This window comes from Pseudomonas sp. GW821-FHT09E12, assembly GCF_059416085.1.
On the sequence record NZ_JBWKOM010000006.1, the window covers coordinates 72,551 to 91,866 of the forward strand.

The window sequence follows — 19,316 nt, forward strand, 5'->3', positions numbered from 1 at the left end:
TGTAGGGACGAGGCTTGGCAGTCCGTCACTCTTCTTCGCTACTGTCCAGGCGCCAATAACCGGCGGCCTTGACGAACTCGTCGTCGAGCCGGTGTTCGTCCAGCAGCACCCGGCGAATCTGCCGCGAGACTTTGCTTTCCGTGGCTACCCAGGCGTACAGCTTGCCACTCGGCACCTGCAGCCCGCGCACGGTGCCGATCAGGTCCTGCTGGTCGCCGTCGCGCTCGACCCAGATCACCTCGACCTGCGCCGCGCTCTGCAGCACCTGGCGCTCGGCGGCGTCCTGGATCTCGATCACCGCCAGCACCCGGCGCCCGGCCGGCAATTCTTCCAGGCGCCGGGCAATCGCCGGCAGCGCGGTTTCATCGCCGATCAGCAGGTAGCTGTCGAAGATGTCCGGCACGATCATCGAGCCGCGCGGCCCGCCGATATGCAGGAACTGACCGGGCTTGGCCTGCTCGGCCCAGGTCGAGGCAGGGCCGTCGCCGTGCAGCACGAAATCGATATCCAGTTCACCGATGTCCAGGTCGTAGCGTCGTGGCGTGTAGTCGCGCATGGCCGGCATCGCGCCGTTGTCCTTGCCCGGGCCCAGCACCAGGGTTTCCAGGGCCGCCTGCTGTTCGGCGTTCTGCGGGAACAGCAGCTTTATATGGTCGTCGCTGCCCAGGCTGATGAAACCGGCCAGTTCCGGCCCACCCAGGGTGATGCGGCGCATGCGCGGGGTCAGGTCGACCACCCGCAGCACTTCCAGGCGGCGGCGTTTGATCTCGTGGCTGACTCGATGAATCGATGGCGAATTGTCTACGGTCATTCAGCTGACTCCTGAGCAGAAGGGTTGGCCGGGCCGTCGACGATGGCGCGGGCGGTGTTGTTCAGCAGGTCGCGGACTCGCAGTATTTCTTGCGGGTTCCAGCGGCCGTGGTGCATCTGCAGGGCGTGGCGCAGGTTGTGCACCGCCTCGTGGATTTCCGCCGGGCGATCGTGGCCGCGCAGCGAGCGCTTGCTGACGTCGATGCGCATGCGCACGCCATCCAGGGCAATCGCCTGGTCCTGTAAGGACAGACGGCCGGCCTCGGTCACGCTGTAGCGTTTTTTCCCGCCTTCGGCGTCGCCGCTGATCAGTTCGCTCTCTTCGAGGAAGGTCAGGGTCGGGTAGATCACGCCCGGGCTGGGGCTGTAGGCGCCATCGAACATGCCTTCGATCTGGCGGATCAGGTCGTAGCCGTGGCACGGCTGCTCGGCGATCAGCGCCAGCAACAGCAACTTCAGGTCGCCGGGGGCGAAGACCCGCGGGCCACGGCCGCCGCGTTCGCGCCCGGGGCGTTTTTCGAAACCGTCGTGGCCGTCGCCGTACTCGCGGTGGGGGTGGTGGTGTTCTCTCATTTTCTCTTTCTCCTGTGCGGTTAAGACATAACTTAAGATATATCTTAATCGCCGCGCAAGTACTTCCGTGCTGGCCACACCAGCCATTTGTCGCAGAGGGAGAGAATCGAGACAGTCCGTAGCCGCTGCCGAGCCTGCGAGGCTGCGATCGAGGACGCAGTCCTCGCAAAACGGCCTCCGCAGTGGTACCTGGAGCAACGGGGTTGCCCGGTTTGCGGCCGCTAGGCAGCCGATCGCAGCCTCGGCAGCGGCTACAGGCGGCTACGTTGCGGGGGGAGGTTTCAGCGTTGGGCCAGGCTGCCCAGGCATTGGGTATTGCTGCCCGGTTGCAGGTACGGCGTGAGGATCGGCGCCATGCCCTTGAGCACCTGGACCGGCAAGGCCGAGGTGAACTTGAAGGCTTGCGCCGAGACGCCCGGCACATAGGCGGTCAGGGTGCCGAAGTGGTGTTCGCCGATATAGAACACGAAGGTGGCGGTGCGGTTGATGGATTTCGAACTGAGAATCCGCCCGCCGGAGCCAATGGCCTCGATACGGTTGTCGCCGGTGCCGGTCTTGCCGCCCATGGCCAGCGGCGTTCCGTCGGCCAGCTTGAAGCTGCCGGAGAGGCGCTTGGCGGTACCGGCATCCACCACTTGCGACAGGGCGCCGCGCAGCGCCGTGGCCACTTCCGAAGGCATCACCCGCTTGCCCTCGGCCGGGTCGTTGACCAGCTTGGTTTCATACGGCGTATCGGCGGCGAAATGCAGGCTGTCGATACGCAGGGTCGGCATGCGCACACCGTCGTTGAGAATGGTGCCGACCAGTTCGGCCAGCGCCGCAGGGCGATCGCCGGAACTGCCGATGGCGGTCGCCAGTGAGGGCACCAGGTGGTCGAACGGATAACCGACTTTCTGCCAGCGCTGATGAATGTCGAGGAACGCCTCGATCTCCAGCATGGTGCGGATGCGGCTGTCCCGCGCGCTCTTGTGCCGGCTCTTGAATAACCAGCTGTAGACCTCCTGGCGCTCGAATTCGCTGGCTTTGACGATCTCGCTGAACTTGGCGTCGGGGTGGTTCAGCAGGTAGCCGAGCAGCCACAGGTCCAGCGGGTGCACCTTGGCGATGTAGCCCTGGTCGGGCAGGTCGTAGGAGCCGGGGCCGTAGCTGTAATAGAGCTTGTCCAGGCGTTCGTCGGTGAGTTTCTCGGTGAGCTTGGCGCCCTTGAGGTGCGAGCGCACGAAACTGTTGAAACTCTCCTGGCTGGCTTCCGGCAGCAGGTAGCGGTGCACGGCCGCCAGGCGGATCGGCGTCGGGTGCATGCTGTCGAGGAAGGTGTCCAGGCGCGCCTGGGTGTCCTTGTTGCGGTATTTCTTCCAGAACCGCAGGAGGAAAGAAGTGCCCTCGCGGTCGGCGAACTTGGCCAGGTATTCCTGGCGTCGCGGGTCGCCGTCGTCCTTGAGCAGGTTGGCGCTGTTGCTCGGACCGGCATAGGTGCTGTAGCGCACCAGGTCGCGCATCAGGCGGATGAAGGGCAGGTTGATCGACTCGCGCAGGGCGTCGCGCAGGGTCGGCATGCGGCCGTTGTCTTCCTTGCGGAAGTTATGAAAGGTGTGCAGCCCGCCGCCGGTGAAAAAACTCTCGCCGGGGCTGGCCGAGTATTTGCGGTCCAGGGCCGCCTCGAGCATTTTCGGCAGGCTGCGGTCGCTGTTCTGGATCAGGTAGTCCACGGCCCAGCGGCTCAGGCGGTCCTGTTCGGCGATCTCGACTTTCTTCAGCACCGCCGGGGTTTCGGCGCCGTACTGCTCGTACAGTTCGGCAATGATCTGCAGGTAGGTGGTCAGGACCCGCAGCTTGGCGGTGGAGCCCAACTCCAGCTTGCTGCCTTCGTTGATGTCGAAGGGCTGGTCGGTGCTGTCGGTCTGGACCCGCACCCGCGAACCGTCCGGCGTCAGCTCGAGCAGGGTGAAGCTGTAGCGCACCTGGGTGGTGCTGGTCGGCGTCAGCAGGCGTTCGCCGAGCAGGCCAATCTCGGCGGCGAACACCGGGTCGGCCAGGTGCTTGAGGTACTCGGTGGCCTGGCGTTGCAGGTCGCTTTGCAGGGTGCTGGTGGCGGACAGGTCGAGGCGATCGAGGTCGTACAGCGGCCGGTTGAGCAAGCCGGCCAGGCGACTGCGGGCGACGCTGATGCCCTTGTTGGTTTCGATCGGCTGGATCGTCGGTTGCTGCACCCAGTCGCGGAAGGTGGCCTTGCTGGCCAGGGCGGCGGCCGACAGCGGCGCATCGATCACGCCATTCTGGGTCAGCACGCGGATATGGCTGTCGGTGAGTTCGGCCAGTTCCCGGCGGCCCTTGGACAGGTAATGCGAAGGCCGGCGCTGGGCGATCATCAACGACAGCACCTGGCGCAGGGCCAGGCCGCGTTGCGCCAGGCTCTGCGGATCGCTGGCGGTGCTCGCCAGTTGCTCGTTGACCTGGGCGAAGTCGGCGCCGTACCAGACCCGCAGCCCTTCGGCCATGCCATGCACTTCACCGTGGCCGGGCACGGCCGACAGCGGCACGCTGTTGAGGTAGTCGCGAATGATGCGCCGCCGGGCCTCGAGGGTCTGCTGGCCGCCCTGGTAGGCACGCACGCTGGCGGAAATCATCTGCCGGATCTTTTCCGCGCCGGACACGGTCAGGCCGTCCGGCGAGTGCCGGTACTTTTCCAGCTGGGTCGCCAGGGTACTGCCGCCCGCTGTCTGCCCTGGCAAGTGCAGGAGCTTGGCCACTTGCGACCAGGCGGCCTTGGCGAAGCGCGGCCAGTCCACCGCCGGGTTGGCCAGGGGTTGGTCGGGGTCGAGCAACTCGCGGTTCTCGATGAACAGCAGGCTGCGCACCATCACCGGCGGGATGGCGGCAAAGTTCGAATAGAGCTGTTGCGGGTACTTGAATTGATAGAGCGGCGCCGCGCGGCAATCGGTGATCGACAGCCCGGCCTGAATCTTCTCGGTATAGGGTACGAAGAAGCCGTTTTCGCTGTAGTTCATCAAGGCGGGGGAGAAGCGGGTCTGGGCCTCCACCACGTAACCGCGCTTGAGCAGGCGCGCCAGAAAATCATCGAGGGCGCTGTAGCCCAGGCGCTTGTCGAAGGGCCCGGCGCCGGGGTAGACGATGGCATCGCTGGGGCCGGGCACCATGGAATAGTTCAGGTCCGCGGCGAACTTGCTGAGCTCGCGCGCCTGCAGTTTCGAGGTGCGCATTTCCTTGGACGCGGCAAAGCCCAGGGCGATCAGCGCCATCAGCAGCAATAGCCAGAACAGCCGCCACCAAAGCCGGCTTGAATGGGATTTCTCAGGGATAGGCGCTTCTTCCACGCGATCAGTTGGCACTACTTTTTTACTCGAATCGGTCTGTCGCAAAGCACCCATAGTCGACTGATCCATTCACGCAGATTGATCGGACTTGTCTGAAGCTTAGACGGTGGTAGGCAATGGTGAAAAATTTGTGCGCGACCTGAAAGCATTCATCTCCCCCTGTAGGAGCGAGCTTGCTCGCGATGGTCGTCAACGATGGCTCGGTGTATCCAAAGCATCGCGGCGCCCTCGGGTTTATCGCGAGCAAGCTCGCTCCTACAGGGCATGGGGCGAGGCAAAAGAAGCTTGAGATAGAGCCATCGCGACCAGTAAATAGGTCCTAGGTAGGGGCATGACGCTGCACCATGGCTGTGCAATACTCGGCGCCGTTCAAAAATGACAAACGGCGAAAATTCCAGGTAATGCCACTCGGTAAAACCCGAAAATACCGAGATTTCTCTCTGAATTTAGCTGTTTATAGAGTGAAAAAGTCTGTCGTCAGCTTTTTATACTGCACACCCCACTGATTTTGCAGGGTTTGTCCTACAAGACGTGTCGGCCCACAAGGTCGATCCGATCTGGTTGGCACGGGTTATCCATCCGTGCCTCACAGACTCGGTGGCTCATATCCAATAACAAGATGAGGTTGTATCCCTATGCCAGTTGGCAACCACCTGCCCCAAGGCGAGACCGCTCAAGGCGGCCCGCTGAAACGCGAACTCGGCGAACGGCATATTCGCTTGATGGCGCTTGGCGCCTGTATCGGCGTCGGCCTGTTCCTCGGTTCGGCCAAGGCCATCGAAATGGCCGGCCCGGCCATCATGCTGTCCTACATCCTCGGCGGCCTGGCGATTCTGGTGATCATGCGCGCCCTCGGCGAGATGGCCGTGCATAACCCGGTCGCGGGTTCCTTCAGCCGTTACGCGCAAGACTACCTCGGCCCGCTGGCGGGCTTTCTCACCGGCTGGAACTACTGGTTCCTGTGGCTGGTGACCTGTGTCGCGGAAATTACCGCGGTGGCGGTGTACATGGGCATCTGGTTCCCCGATGTGCCGCGCTGGATCTGGGCCCTGGCGGCCCTGGTGAGCATGGGCTCGATCAACCTGATCGCGGTCAAGGCCTTCGGTGAGTTCGAGTTCTGGTTCGCCCTGATCAAGATCGTCACCATCATCGCCATGGTCATCGGTGGCGTCGGCATCATTGCCTTCGGTTTCGGCAATGACGGCGTGGCGCTGGGCATCTCCAATCTGTGGACCCACGGCGGTTTCATGCCCAACGGCGTGACCGGCGTGCTGATGTCCCTGCAGATGGTGATGTTCGCCTACCTGGGCGTGGAGATGATCGGCCTCACCGCCGGTGAAGCGCGCAACCCGCAGAAGACCATTCCCAACGCCATCGGCTCGGTGTTCTGGCGCATCCTGCTGTTCTATGTGGGCGCGCTGTTCGTGATCCTGTCGATCTACCCGTGGAACGAAATCGGCACCCAGGGCAGCCCGTTCGTGATGACCTTCGAGCGCCTGGGCATCAAGACCGCCGCCGGCATCATCAACTTCGTGGTGATCACCGCCGCGCTGTCATCCTGCAACGGTGGCATTTTCAGCACCGGGCGCATGCTCTACAGCCTGGCGCAGAACGGCCAGGCCCCGGCCGGTTTTGCCAAGACCTCGAACAACGGCGTGCCGCGTCGCGCGCTGCTGCTGTCGATCTTCGCCTTGCTGCTGGGCGTGCTGCTCAACTACCTGGTGCCGGAGAAAGTGTTCGTCTGGGTGACCTCCATCGCCACCTTCGGCGCGATCTGGACCTGGGTGATGATCCTCCTGGCCCAGCTCAAGTTCCGCAAAGGTCTGAGCGCCTCGGAACGTGCCAGCCTGAAGTACCGCATGTGGCTGTACCCGGTCAGTTCCTACCTGGCCCTGGCGTTCCTGGTGCTGGTGGTGGGGCTGATGGCCTACTTCCCGGACACCCGCGTGGCGCTGTATGTGGGGCCGGCGTTCCTGGTGCTGCTGACGGCGTTGTTCTACCTGTTCAAGCTGCAACCGAACAATGCCCAACAGGGCGCGGTGCGTTCGGCGTCGTAACGCCATAGGCGATAAAACCAAAAGCCCCGGTCAGTGACCGGGGCTTTTTTATGCGGGCGCTGTTTCTGCGGTTCCGGGTTTTAGTGTTGCAATCGCCCGTTCACCGCAGCCCGGTGAACGGTCAGCTCCCCAACAGCCCTGTGGTGTCCGCATCGAACGCCGCTTTCGCTTGTTGCGCGGCGGGCGCCAGCAGGGCCAGCAACGCGGCCTCGCTGTACAGCTTGGTGCTCGCCAGGTGCTTGGGCGTTGGTTCGATGGGGATCAGCACGTCTTCATCGCTGGCGTGCAGCCAGATCGCCGCGACATGCAGCGCCGAGACAAACAACACTCGCAGCTCGAAGGTCCGGCCTTTGAGGTGCGGCGCCTTTTCCGCCAGGTTCAGCGCATTGACCGTGGCCGACGCCAGGGCGCCGTGGTTCAGCGACGAGAACTCGACCTGGCCGGCGACTTCCGCCAGTTGCGCGTCGGCAATCGAGACTCCGTCGCTGAATACCAGGTAATGCCAGTCCCCCAGCGTGGCCTGCTGCAGGCCTTTGCCCTGGGCCAGGTCTTCCAGGCTCAGCGAGTAGCCGCGGTAGGGCTCGGACAGGCTCACTTTACTGGCGGTGGCCTGGGCGAACTGGCGGTTGACGCCGAAGCCTTTGCTCTGCAGGGCCGCCTGGAGAGCCGGGCGCAGTACCTGAGCGCCGTTGGCGGGTGCCTTGGGATAAGTCAGTTGCATGCTGCCCTCCTTAGTTTTTCCGGGTGAAGTAGGTGGTGGTCCAGTTGCCGCCGCCGTTGTACGAACGGGGGAAGGTGTTCAGGGCACGGGTCGAATAGCCGTAGATGGAATCCGCAATCAGCAGGTAGCTGCCGTTGGTGCCATAGATCGCCAGAAAGTGCGCGCCGCCGCCAAACCAGGCACAGCGCAGGCCAACGGGGCGTCCCATGTTGATCTGGTTGTCGATGGCCGACAGTTGGATCGAGCCCTGGCTCATGCCGCCAAAACTGCGGGTGGTGCGCAGGGCCGAGTCCAGGTAGCCGTATACGTTGCACGGCCCCGGCTGGTTGCAGCAGGAATTGCGCCCCAGTTCAGTGTTGGCGACCCCGCATTGAGTCCAGGAACCGGTGCGGTAAAAGTTGCCGACCGAGGCCGACAGCGCGGCCCAGCACCAGTTGGTCTGGGTTTGCTGCTGAATGCTGAAGTTGAGGCTGGCGGCCAGGGCGGCGTGTTCCGCGCTGTCGTCGACTTCGCTCAGTCCGGCGTTGAGCAGGGTGCCGACCAGGCACTGTGGCAGTGCCTCGGCAGGACCTGTACGGGTAAAGGGTGTGTCTTCAAGGGTTAACATTTTCATCCTCCATGAGTGAAAACAAGCGTCCAGCTTGTGTCGTTGTTGCGTGTGGCGATGCAGCGTTTTTCGCAAGCCCGTGACCGGCCTGTAGGGTTCGCCATCCTCGATGGCCTGCTCCGGTCGGGCTCAGGGGTAACCTTAGCTGCAATATGCATTGGTGCAAGTTTAAATATGCATTGGTGCAATTTGTTGTGGGTAGGCAATCAGGACAGAGAAGGCCTGGGAGGGGGCTTGCACGACGACGGCCCCATGCAGACCGGCTTGGATGCCACACGTCTGAAAGACCGCCGGATCAGCGATTTCGCCAATCGATGGGCAGAAAAACCTGCCATACAAGTTGAGCAACATTCAACGCGGGAGAGTCACCAATGAGACTCTTATGGAAGGGAATCTCCAGATACACGGTGATCGGCATCGCCAACACCTTTATCCACTGGCTGGTGTTCTTTTTGCTGAGCCTGGTGGCGGGCCTCAGCCAGGCGCTCAGTAACCTGGCGGCCTTTTGCGTCGCGGCGTCGTTTTCTTTCTATATGAATGCGCGCTTCACCTTCGCCGCCAGGGCGTCGGTCGGCGGTTATCTGCTGTTTCTGGGGGGCATGGGGGCGCTGAGCCTGGGTGTCGGGCATGCCGGGGATGTGTGGCGGCTGCCCGGCTTGCTGACGGTGCTGGTGTTTTCCGCCCTGAGCCTGGTGGCGGGTTTTCTGTTCGCCAAGTACCTGGTGTTCCGCGAGTGTGAACGATGAAGATCTCGCTGATCGTTCCGGTCTTCAATGAAGAGCAGGCCATCGGCCTGTTTTACCAGGCGGTGCGTCGCGAGTTGCGGTTCGAGCAGGGCGAAGTCGAGATCGTGTTTATCAACGACGGCAGTTCCGACCGCACGGCCGAAGAGGTCAAGGCCCTGGCGCAGATGGACGATCAGGTGCTGTTGATCAACTTTTCGCGCAACTTCGGCAAGGAGCCGGCGTTGTTCGCCGGGCTGGAGCACGCCAGCGGCGATGCGGTGATTCCCATGGACGTCGACCTGCAGGACCCGATCAGTGTCATCCCGCGGCTGATCGAGGAATGGCAGAAGGGCGCCGATGTGGTCCTCGCCAAACGCCGCAGGCGCACGGCCGACAGTTTTCTCAGGCGCAGCAGCGCGGCGCTGTTCTACCACCTGCTGAACCGTATCGCCTACACCCGGATCGAGGAGAACGTCGGCGACTTCCGGCTGATGGATCGCAAGGTGGTCGATGTGATCCGGACCCTGCCCGAGCATCAGCTGTTCATGAAGGGCGTCCTGTCGTGGGCCGGGTTCACCACGGTGGTGGTGGAATACGAGCGCGCCGGACGGGTGGCGGGCAAGAGCAAGTTCAATGGCTGGAAACTGTGGAACCTGGCGCTGGAAGGCATCACCTCGTTCAGCACCGTGCCGTTGCGCTTGTGGACCTACATCGGTGGCGGCATCTCGATTTTCGCTGTGCTCTACGCGGTGTACATGGTCCTGGACAAGATCTTCTTCGGCAACAGCGTGCCCGGCTACCCTTCGTTGATGACCGCCATTCTGTTTCTCGGCGGCGTGCAGTTGATCGGCATCGGCATCCTCGGCGAGTACGTCGGCCGTATCTACATCGAGGCCAAGCATCGGCCGCGCTACGTGATCAAGGACGTCATCGGCGGCAAAGACCGCCTGGGGCTCTAGCATGGACAGAATGGGCAGCTTGCTCAGCGGGGAACTCGGGCGTCGCCAGGCCTGGCTGTTTTTTCTGTGCGCCACCTTGTTGTATGTGCTGCCGCTGATCCTTGCGGACTTTCCCTATATCGATGACAACTGGCGCTCGCTGTCGGCCGGCACTGCCTGGACGGAGCAGGGGCGGCTGTTTACCGAGCTGTTCTACAACGCCCTGACCTTCAGCCATGCTGCGCCAAACATCTTTCCCTTGCCGCTGCTGATCGCCACGGTCGCCATGGCCGCGGCCTTGACCAGCCTGACGTTCCATTACTACCCGCAGCCGACGGCGGCCTGCTGCCTGGTGCTGTTGCCGCTCTGGTACAACCCGTTCTTTCTGCAGAACCTGTCGTATCAATACGACGGCCCGGCCATGGCCTTGAGCCTGGTGGCGGTGATCTACGCCATCACCTATCGCAACCCGTACCGCGTACTGCAATGGCTGGTGCCGGCCTTGCTGGTGGCGCTGGCCATCGGGCTGTATCAGATCAGCATCAATGTGTTCCTGGGCCTGTGTTGCCTGGAGGTGATCCGCGGCGCCAATGACAAGAGTGCCTGGCCGCGCTGGTGGGAAATGATCGGCTGGAAGATCGCCCAGGCGGCCCTGGGCTGGATGATCTATTGCGTCACCGCCTACCCCTTCATGGAACAGACCCGCACCTTGCTGCTGAATGGGTCGGCGCAGCCCTTGCTGCAACTGCAAGTCAACATCGCCAGGGTGCTGGAAAAAGTCGTGCTGCTGTTTCACGGCGGGTTCGCCTGGGTGTTCGCCGCGCTGGCGCTGTGCGCCCTGGCCGGTTGCGTGCGGCTGGGGGCGAACTTGTTCCTGCGGCCGGACAGCGGCCTGAAAAAAGTCATGATGGCCCTGGTCTGCCTGCTGGCATTGCCGCTGGTGCTTGTGCTGGTGTCGGGGATCGCGCTGTTTTTCCGCGACTTCAATGAAGGCGCCCGGACCTTGATGGGCTTCGCGGTGTTGTGGGTGCTGCTGTTCTATCTGAGCCACCTGGCGTTGGCGGCGCTGCATGAGCGCTTGCCGCTGCTGCTGATGGTGCCGCTGCTGGCGATGCTGTCGCTGTCGTTCGCCTATGGCCGGGTGCTGACGGTGCAGAAAACCCTGGTGGCCAGCGCGCTGTCGAGCCTTGAGCGCGACATCACCGGCCACCGGCCGTTGCGCGAGGCCAAGCGCATCTATATGTCGGTGACCTATTCCGATCACTGGCTGCTGGCGGCCGCGGGCTCGTTCAAGCAGATGCCGGTGCTGCACTACCTGCTGAACATCGACTTCTTCATGCTGGCCGAGAACCTGCCCAAGGTGGGTATTACCAACGTGGTCGCGGAAAGGGAGCGGCGCAATGCGACCCTGGTCGGTTACCAGGGCTATCCACCGCTGGTGGACAGCCGCTACTACCGGATCTATCTGCTGGGCGATTACGGTTTTATCGTCATGAAGGAACCGGCGCCGATCAAGACGTTGCATTGGTGAGGCGCCGGGCTTATCCGCTGGATCAGAACTGATCCATCAGCAGCACACGGCATTCCCTGGCCTGGAAGGCGTTGATCTGTGGCACCAGGCGGGTGAAGTGCTCGGTCTGGCAATGGGCCTCGAGCGCCGCGCGGTCTGGCCATTGTTCGATAAAGATGAAGTGCCCCGGGTCTTGCTGGTCGACGAACAGGTCGTAGGCGATGCAGTCTGGCTCCTGGCGGGTTTTCTCCACCAGTTCGGCGTACCAGGGGCGCACGGTGTCGAGGTGTTCGGGCTTGATGAAGTCTTCGGCGATGACTTTGAGCACTGGGGTTGCATCCTTTGCATGATGGATAGCGCCCCGCCGTTGCGGCGGGGCGCCGAGGGTGGCCGGTCAGGCCGCGGCTTCGCTGTTGGGCTCGAAGCTGTCGGCGCGCGCCAGCTGCCACATGCGCGAATAGAACTCGCCGCTGACCGCGCCGGTGAGCAATTCGCCGGGCTTGAGGAACACATGCAGCTGCGAGAACAGCTTGATCTCGGTGGCCGACATACGCCGTACCAGGTGCTTGGCTTCCAGTTGCGACGGGTGATTCAGGCCGGCGGCGGCGAGCATTTCGGCCAGGGCCTTGAGGGTGTTGCGGTGGAAACTGAACACCCGTTGCGCCTTGTCCGGCACCACCAGCGCGCGCTGGCGCAGGTTGTCCTGGGTGGCGACGCCGGTCGGGCATTTGTTGGTGTGACAGCTTTGCGACTGGATGCAGCCGATGGCGAACATGAAGCCGCGCGCCGAGTTGGCCCAGTCGGCGCCGATGGCCAGCACACTGGCGATATCGAAGGCGCTGACGATCTTGCCGCTGGCACCGAGCTTGATCTTGTCGCGCAGGTTCAGGCCCACCAGGGTGTTGTGCACGAACAGCAGGCCTTCGCGCATCGGCGCGCCGATGTGGTCGGTGAACTCCACCGGTGCCGCGCCGGTGCCGCCTTCCTTGCCGTCGACCACGATGAAGTCAGGGAGGATGCCGGTCTCCAGCATGGCCTTGGCGATGCCCATGAACTCCCACGGGTGGCCGAGGCAGAACTTGAAGCCTACGGGCTTGCCGCCGGACAGCTCACGCAGCTGCTGGATGAAATGCATCATTTCGATCGGCGTGGAAAAGGCGCTGTGGCTCGATGGCGAGATGCAGTCCTCGCCCATGCGGATGCCGCGGGTATCGGCGATTTCCTGGGTCACCTTGTGCTTGGGCAGGATGCCGCCGTGGCCGGGCTTGGCGCCCTGGCTCATCTTGATTTCGATCATCCGCACCTGCGGGTTCTGCGCCTGCACGGCGAAGCGCTCCGGGTCGAAATGGCCGTCGCTGGTGCGGCAGCCGAAGTAGCCGCTGCCCAGTTCCCAGGTCAGGTCGCCACCGTTTTCCCGGTGGTAGGGGCTGATGCTGCCTTCGCCGGTGTCATGGGCGAAGTTGCCGAGCTTGGCGCCCTGGTTGAGGGCACGGATGGCGTTGGCGCTGAGGGAGCCGAAGCTCATGGCCGAGATGTTGAACACCGAGGCCGAGTAGGGTTGCTTGCACTGCGGGCCGCCGACCGTGACGCGGAAGGTGCTCGGGTCGCTCAGGGGCGCTGGGCGCATGGAGTGGCCGATGAATTCGAAACCCGACTGGTAGACGTCGATCAGGGTGCCGAACGGCTTGTCGGCGCTTTCGTTCTTGGCCCGCGAATAGACCAGCGAGCGCTGGGCCCGGGAGAAGGGCAGGGCGTCACTGTCGGACTCCAGCAGGTACTGGCGGATTTCCGGGCGGATGCCTTCTACCAGGTAGCGGATATTGCCCAGGATCGGGTAGTTGCGGCGCACCGCGTGGGGGCTTTGCAGCAGGTCGAAAATGCCCAGCAGGCTGAGCAGGAAGGTGACCAGGGTGATTGGCCAGAGCCAGTCATGTTCGAGAAAGGGCAAGCTGGCGAGGGTGAAAATCACGCAGGCAGCAAAGAAGGCGTAGCGGCTCAGGAGGGACAGGCTCATACGGTTTCCTTGGTTCGGACTCTATAGATTTCGTTTTTGGGTACTCATTCTTCTTGTGTGGCCAACGATCTTGTTGTTGTAGAGAACGGCTGTGGCGCAGCCAGTGTGCGCACAGGGCAGCTTCAGGCGTCAGGCAGTGCGCGCCTGGAGAACAATCGAAAACAGTTCGGACCGGGACTTGATGCCCCGCGTGCCGTAGATGTGTTTCTTATGGCCGTTCACGGTTTCGGCAAAGGTTTGCAGCTTACGAGCGATCTCCTTGCTGGAGCAACCGCTGAGCATCAGGTGTCCGCCCTGGTGCCAGGTGTTGATGAGGGCGATAGACGATTTGCTGCTTTCCTTATTGCAACTGGTTCTCGTTTCCATGGCTGGGTAATGTTACTGTATAACAAATTAAATCATCACCCAGCCCTCGGAGACTGCCATGAAAGCCAATATCCATCCCGCCTACCGCACCGTACTGTTCCACGACACCGCCGCGGATGTGTATTTCCTGATCGGTTCCACCGTGGACACCGACCGCACCCAGCGCCACAGCGATGGCAACACCTATCCCTATGTCACCCTCGACGTCTCCAGCGCCTCGCATCCGGTCTACACCGGCCAGCAGCGCAAGACCCAGTCCGAAGGGCGGATCGCCGGCTTCAACAAGCGTTTCGCTTCGTTCGGTTCGTCCGGCAAGACCGGCAACGCTTGAGGGCCCCGGCCCTTGCCGCACAGCCGCTCGTTCCTGCATCTGTGCAGGAGCGGGCAGCATCCTCTGGTCCATTCCCCTCTCTATTCCAACCCGCCCATGGAAGGCCTGGGTGGCAAGCGCTTGGTCCCGCCCGAGGCGCCGGGTGTATGGAAAAAACAGCGGCCGACTGTGTCGTGACGACGCCTCGCCAGTCATGGGATCCTTGCCGCCTCGCGTAACCGATCCAGGTTTTTCATGACTTTTTCAAGCGCTACATCCCCCCTTATCCGTATCGCCGCGGCCCTGTTGATCGGCCCGGACGGCCGTACCCTGCTGGTGCGCAAGCGCGGCACCCTGGCCTTCATGCAGCCGGGCGGCAAGATCGAGCCGGACGAGTTGCCGGCCCAGGCCCTGGCCCGTGAGCTGGAAGAGGAACTCGGGCTGCGGATCGCCCCGGCCGACGCCCGTTACCTGGGACGTTTTTCCGCACCGGCAGCCAACGAGCCGGGTTTTGTGGTCGAGGCCGAATTGTTTCGCCTCGATCTGGACACCGACGAGGTCCGGCCCGCGGCGGAAATCGAGGAGGTCTGCTGGATCGATCCGCAGGCTGGCGACGAGCTCACATTGGCCCCATTGACACGCGACCTGATCTTGCCGTTCTATCGCGCCTCGCAACTGGCCTCGGCCTGATTTTTCAAGGACAAAGGATTGCCCATCATGATTCCCCTTCACGACATGTTGATCTTCATCGCCGCAGCCTTGCTGATGGTGCTGACCCCCGGCCCCAACATGATCTACCTGATCTCCCGTTCGATCTGCCAGGGCCGCCGGGCAGGCGTGACCTCGCTGGTCGGCGTGGTGGCCGGTTTCTTCGTCCACCTGTTCGCCGCGGCGATCGGTCTGACCGCGGTCTTCATGGCCGTGCCGGTGGCCTATGAAGTGCTCAAGTGGGTTGGCGCCCTGTACCTGATGTGGCTGGCCTGGCAGGCCCTGAAGCCGGGCGCGCGTTCGCCGTTCGAGGCGCAGCAGCTGCCGCCGGATTCGTCGCGCAAGCTGATCCTGATGGGTTTTCTCACCAGCGCCCTGAACCCGAAGATCGCGGTGTTCTACCTGTCGGTCTTTCCCCAGTTCATCAGCCCGGAACACGGTTCGGTGTTCACCCAGAGCATCATCCTCGGCCTGACCCAGATCAGCGTGAGCTTCAGCGTCAACCTGCTGATCGCGCTGTTCGCTTCGGGCATCGCCGCCTGGTTCGTGCACAATCCGCTGTGGCTGGCGACCCAACGTTATTTCATGGGCTTCGTGCTGGCCGGGCTGGCGGTGCGTCTGCTGCTGGAACAACGCCAGACGGTCTGACCGTTTTATTCACCTGCGGCCCGGGGGCCTCGACCGACCATGTCCATCCAGCGCCTCGATGCCGGTCACGCCGCTGCCTACCGCGCGCTGATGCTCGAAGCCTACGAGCATCATCCGCAGGCCTTTACTTCCAGTGTCGCCGAACGTGCGGCGATGCCCTTGAGTTGGTGGGAGTCGCGGCTGAGCAGCCCGCTGGACCTGTTGCTGGGGGCTTTCGAGGATGGCGAACTGATGGGCATCGTCGGCCTGGCGTTCGAGGTCCGGGAAAAAGCCCGGCACAAGGCCACGCTGTTCGGCCTGTATGTGGCGCCGCCTTATCGCCACGGCGGCCTGGGTTACCGGCTGGTCCAGGCGCTGCTGCAGGAGGCGCGCAAACGCCCCGGGGTGCGGCTGGTGCAACTGACGGTCACCGCCGGCAACGACGCCGCCCTGGCGCTGTACCAGCGTTGCGGTTTCGTCCAGTTCGGCCTGGAGCCGCTGGCGGTGCGGGTGGGCGTCGAGTACTTCGACAAGCTCCACCTGTGGCGTGAAGTTGTCTCCCCCCTCTGACAGTCCCCGTTCCTGCAGGCCGATGGCGCTTTTCAACGCACCGCGCTGACCCCGTCCAGGGTCGAGAACGAGGTGTCCTTGGCGGTCAGCAGGAAGTCGCGCATATAGGGCGCATCCAGCATGTCGGCGCGGATCGCCGCGTACAGCGTGGCGAACAGGCCTTTTTCCCCCAGGCGCTTGGCCTTCACATAGCCCCGCGAGCTGTATTCATGCAGCGCCCAGTGGGGCATGCCGCACACGCCACGGCCACTGGCCACCAGTTGCATCATCATCACCGTCAGCTCCGAGGTGCGGACCTGGGCCGGCTCGATGTCGGCGGGCTCCAGGAAGCGGGTGAAGATATCCAGGCGATCGCGCTCCACCGGGTAGGTGATCAGGGTTTCGCTGAGCAGGTCTTCCGGAACGATGTAGGGCTTGCTGGCCAGGCGGTGCTGGTTGGCCACCGCCAGCATGGCTTCGTAGGTGAACAGCGGCACGTAGGTGATGCCCGCCAGCTCCAGCGGGTCGGAGGTCACCACCAGGTCCAGGTCGCCACGGGCCAGGGCCGGCAGCGGGGCGAAGGAGAAACCCGAGGCCAGGTCCAGCTCGACTTCCGGCCAGGCGTCGCGGAACTGGTCGATGGTCGGCATCAGCCACTGGAAGCAGCTGTGGCATTCGATGGCCATGTGCAGGCGCCCGGCGGTACCGCCGGCCAGGCGGGAAATGTCCCGTTCGGCGGCGCGCAGCAACGGCAGGGTGGCGTCCGCCAGTTGCAGCAGGCGCAGGCCGGCGCTGGTGAAGCGCACCGGCTTGGTCTTGCGCACGAACAGCGGCATGCCCATGCGCTCTTCCAGTTCCTTGAACTGGTGGGACAGGGCGGACTGGGTCAGGTGCAGGCGTTCGGCGGCTTCGACCAGGCTGTCGGCTTCGCGCAGGGCGTGCAGGGTCTTCAGGTGACGGATTTCGAGCACCAGGGTCTCCATGAGTAAATTTTGTGATCAACACGAAAAGGTTGAGTTTGTCTCATGTTGGGTTGGCTGTCGACAATAGCGCCATCTTTTACAGGGAGGAACCCACTCATGGCCTTGGCCCACACCCTTGGTTTTCCGCGCATCGGCGCCGACCGCGAACTGAAAAAAGCCCTCGAATCCTACTGGAAGGGCGACTTTGACCGGCAGGCGCTGCAAGACGTCGGGCGCGAGCTGCGGGCCCGGCACTGGCAACTGCAAAAGGACGCCGGCATCGACCTGCTGCCGGTGGGCGACTTCGCCTGGTACGACCAGGTGCTGACTCACTCGCTGACCTTCGGCGTGGTTCCCGAGCGCTTCGCCAGCAGCCAGGACGCCCAGGGCCAGCCGACCCTCGACACCCTGTTCGCCATGGCCCGCGGCGCCTCGGCGGGCTGCTGTGGCGGCGATCACGCCAAGACCCAGTACGCCCAGGAACTGACCAAGTGGTTCGACACCAACTACCACTACCTGGTCCCGGAATTCAGCGCCGATCAGTCGTTCAAGCTGAGCTGGGAACAGCTGTTCGACGAGGTCGATGAAGCTCACGCCCTGGGGCACCGGGTCAAGCCGGTGATCATCGGCCCGCTGACCTACCTGTGGCTGGGCAAGGCCAAGGCCAAGGGCAACGATTTCAACAAGCTCGAGCTGCTGGAACGCCTGCTGCCGGTCTACGGCGAAATCCTCAACCGCCTCAAGGCCCAGGGCGTGGAGTGGGTGCAGATCGACGAACCGATCCTGACCCTCGACCTGCCGCAGGACTGGAAGAGCGCCTTCGAGCGTGCCTACCACATCCTCCAGTACTCGCCGCTGAAAAAGCTGGTGGCCACCTACTTCAGCGGCCTGCAGGACAACCTCGGGCTGGCCGTCGGCCTGCCGGTGGACGGCCTGCACATCGACGCCGTGCGGGCGCCGGAGCAACTGACCCAGGTGCTCGACCGCCTGCCGACCTACAAGATTCTGTCCGTGGGCCTGGTCAACGGTCGCAACGTCTGGCGTTGCGAACTGGAGCAGGCGCTGCAGCAACTGCAAGCGGCGCAGGAGCGTTTTGGCGACAACCTGTGGGTCAGCAGTTCCTGCTCCCTGTTGCACAGCCCGGTGGACCTGTCCCGGGAAGACCAACTGGATGCCGAGCTGAAAAGCTGGCTGGCCTTTGCCGTGCAGAAATGCGGCGAGATCTCGGTGCTGCGTGACGCCCTGAACGATCCCCAGGCCCCGGCGGTGCAAGCGGCCCTGGCCGCAAGCCGCCAGGTGCAGGCCAGCCGCGCGCGGTCGCCGCGCATCCACAAGGCCGAGGTCCAGGCGCGGCTCAAGGCGGTCAGCGCCGCCGACAGCCAGCGTCATTCGCCCTTTGCCCAGCGCATTACCCAGCAGCATGCCCGCTTGAAGCTGCCGGTGTTCCCGACCACCACCATCGGTTCGTTTCCGCAGACCGCGTCGATCCGCCTGGCGCGCCAGGCGTTCAAGCAAGGCAAGCTGTCGAACAACGATTACACCGATGCCATGCGCTGCGAAATCCGCCATGCGGTGCAGGTCCAGGAGCGCCTGGGGCTGGATGTGCTGGTGCACGGCGAGGCCGAGCGCAACGACATGGTCGAGTACTTCGCCGAGCAACTGGACGGCTACCTGTTCACCCGCTTCGGCTGGGTGCAGAGCTACGGTTCGCGTTGCGTGAAACCGGCGGTGATCTACGGCGACCTGAGCCGCCCGCACGCCATGACCCTGGACTGGATCACCTATGCCCAGAGCCTGACCGACAAGGTGATGAAGGGCATGCTCACCGGGCCGGTGACCATGCTGATGTGGTCCTTCCCCCGCGAGGACGTGCCGCGTGAAGTACAGGCGCGGCAACTGGCGCTGGCCTTGCGCGATGAGGTGGTGGACCTGGAAAAGGCCGGGATCAAGATCGTGCAGATCGACGAGGCGGCGTTCCGCGAGGGCCTGCCGCTGCGCCGGGCGGACTGGCAGCCGTACCTGGACTGGGCGGTGGAAGCCTTCCGCCTGACCGCCTCTGGGGTGCGCGACGACACCCAGATCCACACCCACATGTGCTACAGCGAGTTCAACGACGTGATCCAGGCCATCGCGGCCATGGATGCCGACGTGATCACCATCGAGACGTCGCGTTCGGACATGGAGCTGCTGGAGGCGTTCGAAGCCTTCGACTACCCGAACGACATCGGCCCGGGGGTGTATGACATCCACTCGCCGCGGGTGCCGGACACTGCCGAGATGGTCAAGCTGATGAGCAAGGCGGTCCGGCGCATTCCCGCCGAGCGCTTGTGGGTCAACCCGGACTGCGGCCTGAAGACCCGCGCCTGGCCGGAGACCGAAGCCGCGCTGGTCAACATGGTCGCCGCCGCTCGTCAGTTGCGTAACCAGCAGGCCTGAATGCACCCATAGCCCCTGTAGCCGCTGCCGCAGGCTGCGAAAAGGACCGAAGGGCCTTCAGCGGATTC

The 19,316-nt window shown here is 63.5% G+C and carries 17 protein-coding genes and 1 pseudogene; 9 read left to right on the top strand and 9 right to left on the bottom strand.

Annotated features, from left to right (window positions below; genetic code table 11):
* Positions 1 to 25 precede the first annotated feature (25 nt).
* The 3 genes from AC07PQ_RS18560 to AC07PQ_RS18570 form a co-directional block, all read right to left on the bottom strand.
* Complete coding sequence (locus tag AC07PQ_RS18560; protein WP_493186144.1) at positions 26 to 811, bottom strand: siderophore-interacting protein; 786 nt, start codon at positions 809 to 811, stop codon at positions 26 to 28.
* Entirely contained in the window at positions 808 to 1,383 is a 576-nt protein-coding gene (locus AC07PQ_RS18565; RefSeq protein WP_007923131.1) for a PadR family transcriptional regulator, read from the bottom strand. The genes AC07PQ_RS18560 and AC07PQ_RS18565 overlap by 4 nt, the downstream gene beginning before the upstream one ends.
* Before the next feature lie 281 nt (positions 1,384 to 1,664).
* Positions 1,665 to 4,772, bottom strand: coding sequence for a transglycosylase domain-containing protein (locus tag AC07PQ_RS18570; RefSeq protein WP_007923134.1), 3,108 nt, complete (start codon positions 4,770 to 4,772; stop codon positions 1,665 to 1,667).
* 581 nt (positions 4,773 to 5,353) lie between these two features.
* On the opposite strand from AC07PQ_RS18570, the gene AC07PQ_RS18575 reads away from it, so the two are divergent.
* Complete coding sequence (locus AC07PQ_RS18575) at positions 5,354 to 6,775, top strand: amino acid permease (protein WP_493186143.1); 1,422 nt, start codon at positions 5,354 to 5,356, stop codon at positions 6,773 to 6,775.
* 121 nt (positions 6,776 to 6,896) lie between these two features.
* On the opposite strand, the gene AC07PQ_RS18580 is transcribed toward AC07PQ_RS18575, so the two are convergent.
* Together AC07PQ_RS18580 and AC07PQ_RS18585 are read right to left on the bottom strand one after the other, a co-directional pair.
* Positions 6,897 to 7,496 (bottom strand): hypothetical protein, encoded by a 600-nt coding sequence (locus AC07PQ_RS18580; protein WP_007923139.1) that lies wholly within the window; start codon positions 7,494 to 7,496, stop codon positions 6,897 to 6,899.
* A gap of 10 nt (positions 7,497 to 7,506) precedes the next feature.
* The gene (locus tag AC07PQ_RS18585) at positions 7,507 to 8,103 is read right to left on the bottom strand and encodes a papain-like cysteine protease family protein (protein ID WP_087090097.1); all 597 of its coding nucleotides are present in this window, start codon (positions 8,101 to 8,103) and stop codon (positions 7,507 to 7,509) included.
* Positions 8,104 to 8,474: 371 nt separating this feature from the next.
* Here AC07PQ_RS18585 and AC07PQ_RS18590 point away from each other — a divergent pair, with 371 nt between their 5' ends.
* From AC07PQ_RS18590 to AC07PQ_RS18600, 3 genes are read left to right on the top strand one after another with little or no spacing between them, the layout of a single operon-like run.
* Positions 8,475 to 8,849 (top strand): GtrA family protein, encoded by a 375-nt coding sequence (locus AC07PQ_RS18590; protein WP_007923142.1) that lies wholly within the window; start codon positions 8,475 to 8,477, stop codon positions 8,847 to 8,849.
* Positions 8,846 to 9,787, top strand: coding sequence for a glycosyltransferase family 2 protein (locus tag AC07PQ_RS18595; RefSeq protein WP_007923144.1), 942 nt, complete (start codon positions 8,846 to 8,848; stop codon positions 9,785 to 9,787). Before AC07PQ_RS18590 ends, AC07PQ_RS18595 begins: the two co-directional genes overlap by 4 nt.
* A 1-nt stretch (position 9,788) precedes the next feature.
* Positions 9,789 to 11,297: a glucosyltransferase domain-containing protein gene (locus tag AC07PQ_RS18600; RefSeq protein WP_493186142.1), complete on the top strand. Its 1,509-nt coding sequence runs from the start codon at positions 9,789 to 9,791 to the stop codon at positions 11,295 to 11,297.
* A gap of 22 nt (positions 11,298 to 11,319) precedes the next feature.
* On the opposite strand, the gene AC07PQ_RS18605 is transcribed toward AC07PQ_RS18600, so the two are convergent.
* The 3 genes and pseudogenes from AC07PQ_RS18605 to AC07PQ_RS18615 form a co-directional block, all read right to left on the bottom strand.
* Positions 11,320 to 11,604, bottom strand: a complete 285-nt coding sequence (locus AC07PQ_RS18605; RefSeq protein WP_007923147.1) for a putative quinol monooxygenase — start codon at positions 11,602 to 11,604, stop codon at positions 11,320 to 11,322.
* Positions 11,605 to 11,670: 66 nt separating this feature from the next.
* Positions 11,671 to 13,290 carry an FMN-binding glutamate synthase family protein gene (locus AC07PQ_RS18610; protein ID WP_007930530.1) on the bottom strand — a complete coding sequence of 540 codons (1,620 nt, stop codon included), beginning with the start codon at positions 13,288 to 13,290 and terminating at the stop codon, positions 11,671 to 11,673.
* A 129-nt stretch (positions 13,291 to 13,419) separates the two neighbouring features.
* Positions 13,420 to 13,581: pseudogene (locus AC07PQ_RS18615) on the bottom strand (LuxR C-terminal-related transcriptional regulator); the annotation flags it as partial.
* Between the two features lie 133 nt (positions 13,582 to 13,714).
* Here AC07PQ_RS18615 and AC07PQ_RS18620 point away from each other — a divergent pair.
* The 4 genes from AC07PQ_RS18620 (at position 13,715) to AC07PQ_RS18635 (ending at position 15,871) form a co-directional block, all read left to right on the top strand.
* Entirely contained in the window at positions 13,715 to 13,987 is a 273-nt protein-coding gene (locus AC07PQ_RS18620; RefSeq protein ID WP_009045397.1) for a type B 50S ribosomal protein L31, read from the top strand.
* 234 nt (positions 13,988 to 14,221) lie between these two features.
* The gene (locus AC07PQ_RS18625; protein WP_493186141.1) at positions 14,222 to 14,656 is read left to right on the top strand and encodes an NUDIX hydrolase; all 435 of its coding nucleotides are present in this window, start codon (positions 14,222 to 14,224) and stop codon (positions 14,654 to 14,656) included.
* Positions 14,657 to 14,683: 27 nt separating this feature from the next.
* Positions 14,684 to 15,322 carry a LysE family translocator gene (locus tag AC07PQ_RS18630; RefSeq protein ID WP_007930534.1) on the top strand — a complete coding sequence of 213 codons (639 nt, stop codon included), beginning with the start codon at positions 14,684 to 14,686 and terminating at the stop codon, positions 15,320 to 15,322.
* 39 nt (positions 15,323 to 15,361) lie between these two features.
* A complete protein-coding gene (locus AC07PQ_RS18635) occupies positions 15,362 to 15,871 on the top strand; it encodes a GNAT family N-acetyltransferase (RefSeq protein WP_007930535.1) in 510 nt (169 codons plus the stop codon).
* 32 nt (positions 15,872 to 15,903) lie between these two features.
* Here the strand turns inward: AC07PQ_RS18635 and metR are convergent, their stop codons facing one another.
* Positions 15,904 to 16,821, bottom strand: a complete 918-nt coding sequence (gene metR / locus AC07PQ_RS18640; protein WP_007930536.1) for a transcriptional regulator MetR — start codon at positions 16,819 to 16,821, stop codon at positions 15,904 to 15,906.
* 108 nt (positions 16,822 to 16,929) lie between these two features.
* Between metR and metE the strand changes: the two genes are divergently transcribed.
* On the top strand, positions 16,930 to 19,248 hold the full coding sequence (metE, locus tag AC07PQ_RS18645; protein ID WP_493186140.1) for a 5-methyltetrahydropteroyltriglutamate--homocysteine S-methyltransferase: 2,319 nt from the start codon (positions 16,930 to 16,932) through the stop codon (positions 19,246 to 19,248).
* Positions 19,249 to 19,316: the final 68 nt, after the last annotated feature.

Excerpts from the sequence above, each read along its gene's own strand:
- AC07PQ_RS18560 (WP_493186144.1), bottom strand. The coding sequence starts at position 811 with ATGACCGTAGACAATTCGCCATCGATTCATCGAGTCAGCCACGAGATC.
- AC07PQ_RS18565 (WP_007923131.1), bottom strand. The coding sequence starts at position 1,383 with ATGAGAGAACACCACCACCCCCACCGCGAGTACGGCGACGGCCACGAC.
- AC07PQ_RS18570 (WP_007923134.1), bottom strand. The coding sequence starts at position 4,772 with ATGGGTGCTTTGCGACAGACCGATTCGAGTAAAAAAGTAGTGCCAACT.
- AC07PQ_RS18575 (WP_493186143.1), top strand. The coding sequence starts at position 5,354 with ATGCCAGTTGGCAACCACCTGCCCCAAGGCGAGACCGCTCAAGGCGGC.
- AC07PQ_RS18580 (WP_007923139.1), bottom strand. The coding sequence starts at position 7,496 with ATGCAACTGACTTATCCCAAGGCACCCGCCAACGGCGCTCAGGTACTG.
- AC07PQ_RS18585 (WP_087090097.1), bottom strand. The coding sequence starts at position 8,103 with ATGTTAACCCTTGAAGACACACCCTTTACCCGTACAGGTCCTGCCGAG.
- AC07PQ_RS18590 (WP_007923142.1), top strand. The coding sequence starts at position 8,475 with ATGAGACTCTTATGGAAGGGAATCTCCAGATACACGGTGATCGGCATC.
- AC07PQ_RS18595 (WP_007923144.1), top strand. The coding sequence starts at position 8,846 with ATGAAGATCTCGCTGATCGTTCCGGTCTTCAATGAAGAGCAGGCCATC.
- AC07PQ_RS18600 (WP_493186142.1), top strand. The coding sequence starts at position 9,789 with ATGGACAGAATGGGCAGCTTGCTCAGCGGGGAACTCGGGCGTCGCCAG.
- AC07PQ_RS18610 (WP_007930530.1), bottom strand. The coding sequence starts at position 13,290 with ATGAGCCTGTCCCTCCTGAGCCGCTACGCCTTCTTTGCTGCCTGCGTG.
- AC07PQ_RS18620 (WP_009045397.1), top strand. The coding sequence starts at position 13,715 with ATGAAAGCCAATATCCATCCCGCCTACCGCACCGTACTGTTCCACGAC.
- AC07PQ_RS18625 (WP_493186141.1), top strand. The coding sequence starts at position 14,222 with ATGACTTTTTCAAGCGCTACATCCCCCCTTATCCGTATCGCCGCGGCC.
- AC07PQ_RS18630 (WP_007930534.1), top strand. The coding sequence starts at position 14,684 with ATGATTCCCCTTCACGACATGTTGATCTTCATCGCCGCAGCCTTGCTG.
- AC07PQ_RS18635 (WP_007930535.1), top strand. The coding sequence starts at position 15,362 with ATGTCCATCCAGCGCCTCGATGCCGGTCACGCCGCTGCCTACCGCGCG.
- metE (WP_493186140.1), top strand. The coding sequence starts at position 16,930 with ATGGCCTTGGCCCACACCCTTGGTTTTCCGCGCATCGGCGCCGACCGC.